Origin of the sequence: Thiocapsa sp. UBA6158 (assembly GCF_002423035.1) — a bacterium.
GTDB lineage: Bacteria > Pseudomonadota > Gammaproteobacteria > Chromatiales > Chromatiaceae > Thiocapsa.
In genome coordinates, this window is sequence record NZ_DIUM01000128.1 from 19,458 (window position 1) to 27,202 (window position 7,745).

A 7,745-nucleotide genomic window follows, 5' to 3' on the forward strand; every position below is an offset into this window, starting at 1 on the left:
ACACCAAAAAAATGCCGACCGCAGCAGAAGGCAGGAGGCAGGAGGCTGGTGGCTGGAGGCTGGAGGCTGGAGGCTCGCAGCGACAGGCGGTGCGCCGACAGTCGACGGCGATTGGAACAGTCATTTCCGCTGGTCCCGATTAATGGATTTGGCGATCCGGAAATACTGCGTCAGCGGGATATTGGACGGGCACACGTAGGCGCAGCAGCCGCATTCGAAACATTGGTTCAGGTTGAATTCCTCGGCCATGCGCGCGTATTGGCGCGCAATTGCCAGCTCGCCGAGCATGGATGGATTGAGCGACACCGGGCAGGCCTTCAGACATTCGGCGCACTTGATGCAGGGGTAGACCTTGCGCCGCTCCAGGTCCGGGTCTTCCCGTTCCAGGGCGACGACGCCCGAGACGGCCTTGGTCACCGGCACATCGAGCGAGGCCACCGCCATGCCCATCATGGGACCGCCGAGGATGACCTCGCCGACCCGGTCTGCCGCGAGCCCGACCTGTGCGAGCAGAAAGCGCAAGGGTGTGCCGATCGGGACCATAAAGTTGCCCGGATTGGCGAGCGCCGGTCCGCTCACGGTCACGACGCGCTCGATCAATCCCCTGCCCTTGGGCAGTAGATCGCCCATCTGGGCGAGTGTGCCGACGTTGTAGACCGCCACGCCGATATCCGCCGGCAGACCGCCGACCGGAACCTCTTTGCGCAGGAGGCTCTTGATGAGCATCTTCTCCGCACCTTGCGGATACTTGGTCTCCACGGCCTCCGCGGTGATGGGCAGCCCCTTCGGGATGACCGCCCGCAGATGAGCGACCGCATCGAGCTTGTTGTCCTCCACACCGATGATGGCGCGTTTGGCTCCGGTCGCCTTGAGCGCGAGCTTGATGCCGCGGATCAGGGCGTCGCTCTGCTCGAGCATGATCCGATGATCGCAGGTCAGATAGGGCTCGCACTCGCAGCCGTTGACGATGACCGTCTCGATCAGCTTCCCCGCGGGGGGCTTCATCTTGACGTGGCTCGGAAAGGCCCCGCCCCCGAGTCCGACCAGCCCGGCATCCTGCACGGCCGCGACGATTTCCTCGGGCGTCATGGCGTCGAGGTCGCGCTCCAGATCGTACAGGACCTCTTGGCTCGCGGCCTCGTAGACCTTGAGGAAGATCGCTTGAGTCTTGGGGCCGTCGGCTGTGGGTGTCAGTGCGATCGCGCGGATGACCCCGGTCGCCGGGGCATGCATGGGCACGGACACGAAACCCTCGGCGCGAGCGATCGGCTCGCCGCGCACGACCTCCTGGCCGACCTTGACCAAAGGAACGGCGGGCGCACCCTTATGCTGGGCGAGCGGGATGGCCAGCTCGGGCGCAAAGGGAAGCCGACGGATCGGTTTGTCCGCCGTCAACTCCTTGTGCTCGACCGGGTAGATCCCGTGCTCGAAGGTGCGGGGGCGTTGGAAGAGACTGAAAAGACTCATTACTGATACTTCGCAGCCCGCTTGAGCAGCTTATCCAGGCCGGCTTCCGCCGGGTTCCACGGCGTGCCTGGATGGATGCAGCCGGCGGTGCACTTTTCGGCGGACTTCACGATGTCCAGATAAGAGCCGCCCTTGGGATCGATCACCTCGACCTTCTTCTCGCCGTTGTACTTGAAGATCTTCGGGTTGATGTTGATGCACTCGTCGCAGGCGGTGCATTCGGGGGTCTCGACCCAGACGGGCTCCCAGTCGCCCGCCGCACCGTTGCCCGAACCGTTGCCGGCGCCGTTGCTGCCGGCTGCCGCGGCACCGTTGCCGTTGCCGCCGCCTGCAAAAGAGGCCAGGGCCCCGACGTCGCCGCCGGCCATCGCGAGCAGGCTGCTGGTGAGCTTTTGTGCCATCTCGGCCTTGGCCTGGTTGCGCACCGCCTCGACGTCGACCTTGTTGAGGTGCCCGCAAATCCCGCGCAGCTGCGTCCAGAAGGCGCGGCGCTCTTCGCAGGAGGTCACCAGCTCTTGGGAGACCAGGACCCGCATCAAGCGGTTCTTGGCGTCCACGCCCCAGACGTAGGGGAAGTGTCCGATGCGCGCGTCCTCGTCCATCTCCAGGAACTCGGCCATGGGGATCATGGAGTCGTTCCAGGTCTCGGGCGGGGCCTTGCGGAAGTGTTTACGGAACCGGCCCTCGGTCATCGCAAAATCCGCGAAGGTGAAGGGGACGGTCATCTCGGCCGGCTCGCCCTTCTCGTCGGTGTACTTGAGCGTCCAGCTGATCCAGTCCTGGTCGATGTTCGGGTTGCCCTCGATGGAGCAGCATTCCTCGAAGCTGGTGCCGGCATCCGGATCGAAGCGGAACAGCGGATAGGCGCGCGACTCGATCGCCATGCGGCTTTGATGCGTGGACATCTCGTCACCGATGCCGTGCTCGGGCTGGCAGCTGGTGTAGATGTTGAACAGCGCCGGATGACGGGCGTTGAGTCCGTCGATGAAGCCTTCGAGCAGATGCGTGAGATTGCCGGCCGCACCGTTGAGCACGAAGCTGGTGCGGTGTGCCATGCCGATGAGGCCCATCTCCTTGCGGATCTCGGTCTTGCCTTTGCCGACCTTGCCGTAGGGCGCCATGTCGGCGACCTGGCCGATAAAGCCGGAGGTACAGGACTGACCGCCCGTGTTGGAGTAGACCTGGGTGTCGAGCACCATGATCTTCACCGGATGGCCGGACATGAGCGCGCGCGAGAGGTTCTGGAAGCCGATGTCGTACATGGCCCCGTCGCCGCCGACCGCAACGACCGGCGGACAGAGCAGCCACTCCTCCTCGGAGAAGTCTTTCCAGTCGAAGTAGGTGAGATATTCACCGTGCTCGGCTGCGTTGTAGCCGCGCTCGAGCTCCAGACGCGCCATGCGGATCGCCTTGAAGCCCTCGCCCATCTTGCGCATGTGGCCTTCGAAGAGACCGAGCGCCATCGAGGGCGAGTCCTGGAAGAGGTGGTTCGACCAGGGGAAGGGATAGGGGTTGAATGGGAAGGTCGCGCCCCAGACCGAGGAGCAGCCCGTGGCATTGACGATGCCCATGGCCGAGCGCGGCTGGGCCGCGGTGTACTGAGCCTTGAGGTGCCGCAGCTTATCGAGCAGACCCGTCACCCAGGTCAACCATTCGGGGTCGACCGGCTCGGCGCTGCGATCCTGATCCAGCTCGGCGGACAGGTCCGACAGACGCAGGTCGGCGTCTTTGTGGGCATCGACGGCCTTGTTGATCGCGGCCATGTTGGTCAGGTCGATCTTGGCGGCCAGCTTCAACCGCACATGCGTCTCGAGGCGGTTGATCAGATCGTCGAGCTCGGCGAGATGTCGCTTGACACGTCCCTGCATCAACGCCGCAACGGTCGCCGTGAACAGATGGATCACCGTCTTCTCGCCGCAGCCCATGCAGGAGCCGTCTCCCGAGACCATCGACTGATAGTTCGACTTGTCGAGCAGCAGGGTCTCCAGTGCACCGATCTTGTCGTCCAGATCATCGATGCGGATGAAGTCCGGGGCCGTGCTCGGCAGCTCAAGCCAGAAGTCCCACTTGGCACGCATCTCCTCGATGGTCTGCGTCGTCTGGGGCTCGGAGACGAGGGCGCCGTCGTCGCAGACCTCGATGCACTCGTTGCAGCCCTTGCAGGTGTAGGGATTGACGGTGATGCTGAAGAGTCCGCCGCTGCCCTTTTGCTTCTTCTCGCGGTTGTTCCAATAGGGCTTGGTGAGGGCGAACTGATAGTCGCCGAGGGCCTGCATCATGAGGCCGAATTCCTGCTCCATGACGGCCTTTTGCTCGGGCTCGCCCTGATAGGCGGCCAGTGTTTCGAGCACGGCGCGGTCCATCAGCTCACGCATGACGGGGGCATCGCCTGCGCCTTCGATCAGCTTGCGCAGACGCTTCTCCACGTTGCGGGTCTCGCGACGCAGATGCTGGGTGGGCATGCCGCGCTCGACCCGACCAATGGCGGCGGCAAAGATGTCGGAGATCGTGTTCACCAGACCCGGGATAGCGCTGTCCGGGCAGACCGAGAAACAGTTGCCGCAGGCGGTGCAGTTCTCGGGCACGTACTTCGGGTAGGTGAAGCGGATCTGGGTCATGTCGCGATAGACGCCGCTCGAAGCCGGCATCAGCGACAGGGCCATGTGCGGATCGGCGAGGTTGTCGCTGCCGCGCCCGCTGGCGTAGAAGGCGCCGGTCTGCTCCCAGAAGCGGTGCACGTCGGTGATGCCGCCGTCGCCCTCGGGCAGCTGCTTGAGCATGACCGGAAGACCGACCTCCTTACGGGGCAGGAGCTGCCCGCTGATCATGGGTTTATCGACGATCTCGACGATCTCGTCGAAGCCGCGACGCACGATGCGCAGGTTGTCCTGCACGACACGCTCGCCCTTGGCGCCGAACTTGTGGCGGATCTGCTCCTCCATGGCGGCGAAGAGTCCGGCCTCGTCGAGCCCGGCGCGCTCCATCAGCGGGGACGCGGCGAAGAAGGCACCTTGGAAGGTGTTGCCCTGCATGCGGATCTGCAGCTCCGGATCGGACGCCTCTTCACGGGCGATCTTGAAGCCGTCGATGTAATAGACGCGGATCTCGTGCTCGACGATGTATCTGCGTGCCGCAGGCGGGAAGCTCGCCCAGACCTGCTCGGGATTGTCGAGGCTCGACTGGACGATGAAGCGCCCTCCCCGATCCAGTCCGGCAAGCGGGTTGGAGTGGGTGAAGACGTTCGGATCCGGGCTCAGGACCACATCGACATAGGTGTATTCGCAGTTGAGCCGAATCGGCTCGGGTGCGGCGGAGAGGAAATAGGTGGTCGGCTGACCCTTCTTCTCCGAGCCGTACTTGGGATTGGCGCGGATGTCGAAACCCAGCAAGTCATAGAGTGTCATCGCCAGGTTCTTGCCGGTCGTGACCGCGCCCCAGCCGCCGACCGAGTGCATGCGCACCGTGATGGCACCCTTGGGCAACAGATTGGGATTCTCGCTGCCGCGCAGTGCGAGCTCGCCGATGTGCGGATAGGCGTCCTTCAGACGCTGGATGCGGATCTCGTCCTTGGGGTCGAAGGGTGTGCGGATGAAGTCGACCGACAGATAGAAGAACTTACGGTGCGCGGCGCCGGGGAGCATGTTCTCGATCGCGGCGATCAAGCCCTCGGGCTGCAGATCGCGCGAGCCCAGACCATAGCAGCCCGAATAGAGCCGCGGCATGTCGCCCTGACGGTAGACGGCGTAATCCGGGTAGGGCAGGCGCTCGCCCTTCTCCACACCAGCGTTCTCCAGGCACTTGGTCAGAGCGGCGCGGATCTCGCGCATGAGGGGCAGGTCTTCGGCCAGCGGCTGGTCGGTGCGCTCGAGCACGGCCACGCCCTTCCTGCCCTTGAGCATCGGCCCGATGAGATCGCCCGGGAAGGGGCGATACATGGTCAGGTTCACCACGCCGACCTTGAGCTTGCGGGTCTCGCGCAGATAGTCCGCGACCGCTTCGGCCTGGGTGATCATGCTGCCCTGGCCGAGGATGAGGTAGTCGGCATCCTCGGTGCGATACCCGCTGACGCGCTGATAGCGCCGCCCGGTCAGTGCATGGAATTCGTCCATGACCTGATCGGCAATCGGCTCGATGTGATCGAAGAAATAGGGGCGCTGCGCTGCGACGGCCTGCATGTAGGCGTCTTGGTTCTGTACGGAGCCCGATGTCACCGGGTTGTCGACGTCCCAGACCATGGGCACGCGGCGGCGGGTCTCGCCGTAGACCAACTTTTGGGCCGGGGTCGGACAGGGGATGATGTCGTCCGGGCGACCGCAGAACTCGGCGATCAGCTCACGCTCGGGCACCAGCAGCGGCTCGATGAGATGGGTGGTCAAAAAGCCATCCTGACCGACCGCGGCAGGCGTCAAGGTCAACTCGGCGATCTTGCGGGCGATCAGATTGAGATCGGCCGCCTCTTGGGCGCTCTTGCCGAAGACCTGGGTGAATCCGGTGTCGTCGATGCAGTGGTAGTCGTCGTGCGCGCAGTGGACGTTGAGGCTCGACTTGGTGATGGCGCGCGCGCCGATGTTGAGCACATAGGGCAGACGCTTGCCCACGGCCGCGTAAAGCGACTCGTGCATGAAGGCCACGCCTTGAGCAGAGGAGAAGTTCACTGCGCGCAGGCCGGTCATGGACATGCCGGCGGTGACGGCCGCCGCGGCATGCTCGGATTCGGGCTCGACGAAGATCAGCGGATTTCCCGACACATTCAGGTGGCCTTTGGCGACCTCTTCGGCCCAATATTCGCCCATCTGGGTGGACGGTGTAATGGGATAAGCGCCGGCCGAATCGGAGGCTTCGCGCTCGCACATGATGACGGCGCTGTTGCCGTCCATCGCCATCCGTGTGCCGGGATACTTGACCTGTTTGTCGTCCTTATTTCCGAACATGGGCTTTCCGAACATGGCGCTTCTCTGTGGTTGACCCGGCGGCCCGGCCGCCGGCGATAAGCCGGGGCTCGAGGGCGCGTCGGGGTGGATGCTTCGATTCTTCGAACGACCGATTTCGGTGCGTGCCGATGACAGCGGACGGCGCTCCATTCCGAGGCCTCAAGCCAGCGGCAAGGCCTCTTTTCGGACCACCTTTCTGGCGTCCTTCCCTTTGATGATGCGACCGTCGGGTTCGAGCCAAACGATGGCGCCGGTCGGACAGCGCTCGATGGCGACCTTCGAGGCGATCGCGTTCTTGGTGTAGTCCACGACGGCCAGGTTGTCGCGAATCTCGATCAAGCCCTCGGGTGAATCCTGCGCACAGCGTCCGCAGGCCGTGCAGACGACATCGCATTCATGCTCGCCCTCGTCACCCGGGTCCAGGCTCTTGCAGGCCACCCACAGCCGATGGCTGATGGCATGCACGCTGAAGAGATCCTTCGGACAGACCGTGACGCAATCGCCGCAGGCGGTGCACTTGGAGACATCGACGATCGGCAGACCGTGGCGGTCGAGTCGGATCGCATCGAAGTCGCACACCTCGGCACAATCGCCCATCCCCAGACAGCCCCAGGAGCAGCCCTTGCCGCCGCCGGAGACCAAGGCGGCCGCACGGCAGGATTCGACACCGCCATAGGAGGCCCGCATGAAGGCGACGTGGGCCCCGCCGGCACAGGCCAGACGGGCCACGCGCTTCTCATCCGCGCCGAGGTCGACACCCAGAAAATCGGCGATGAGCCTGTTCATCGCCGGCGAGTTCACCGTGCACTTGCCGGGCGCGATCTCGCCCTTGACCAGCATCTCGGCGAACGGTCGACAGCCTGCGGTGCCGCAGGCACCGCAGTTTGCACGCGGCAGCAGGTCTTCGACCTGATCGATGCGCGGGTCTTCGTAGACGTAAAGCCGCCGGTTCGCCAGGATCAGGATCGTGGCGAGCAGCAGGCCGAGAGCGGCCATGAAAGCGACAGCGGTGAGGATGGATGCCATAGACAGCTCGCATCGGGCAAGGGTCGGACGGGGCAGTTGCGGACCACATGATGAGCCGAACGAGGACCTGGTCCCGTGACATGGGCCTCAAAATCAGGCACACCACTTTGGTCGCGAACCTGGATTTGCTCCGCCTAAGAAGACTCCGCTAATTTTACGGAATTATGATCTATTAATTTTCATAATTCCGTAAATCGTCACTATTGCATATCAGCAGAAGGCTTTGATCCAGATGTTTTTTTTGATCCAGCGCATGTATTGTGCGAACTCTTTCGATCGGACCTTGCTCGTCACTCCCGGCCTTGATCATCGGTTGGTCCA

The 7,745-nt window shown here is 63.7% G+C and carries 3 protein-coding genes; all 3 read right to left on the bottom strand.

Annotated features, from left to right (window positions below; all coding sequences use genetic code 11):
* Positions 1-120 precede the first annotated feature (120 nt).
* The gene (rsxC, locus tag B4N44_RS17310; RefSeq protein ID WP_296703500.1) at positions 121-1,467 is read right to left on the bottom strand and encodes an electron transport complex subunit RsxC; all 1,347 of its coding nucleotides are present in this window, start codon (positions 1,465-1,467) and stop codon (positions 121-123) included.
* Positions 1,467-6,398, bottom strand: coding sequence for a 2-oxoacid:acceptor oxidoreductase family protein (locus tag B4N44_RS17315; RefSeq protein ID WP_296703508.1), 4,932 nt, complete (start codon positions 6,396-6,398; stop codon positions 1,467-1,469). Before B4N44_RS17315 ends, rsxC begins: the two co-directional genes overlap by 1 nt.
* A 159-nt stretch (positions 6,399-6,557) precedes the next feature.
* Complete coding sequence (locus tag B4N44_RS17320; RefSeq protein WP_296703501.1) at positions 6,558-7,424, bottom strand: (Fe-S)-binding protein; 867 nt, start codon at positions 7,422-7,424, stop codon at positions 6,558-6,560.
* Positions 7,425-7,745: the final 321 nt, after the last annotated feature.

What these genes read in the sequence shown, in the direction of transcription:
- rsxC (WP_296703500.1), bottom strand. Translation starts at nt 1,467, where the DNA reads ATGAGTCTTTTCAGTCTCTTCCAACGCCCCCGCACCTTCGAGCACGGG.
- B4N44_RS17315 (WP_296703508.1), bottom strand. Translation starts at nt 6,398, where the DNA reads ATGTTCGGAAATAAGGACGACAAACAGGTCAAGTATCCCGGCACACGG.
- B4N44_RS17320 (WP_296703501.1), bottom strand. Translation starts at nt 7,424, where the DNA reads ATGGCATCCATCCTCACCGCTGTCGCTTTCATGGCCGCTCTCGGCCTG.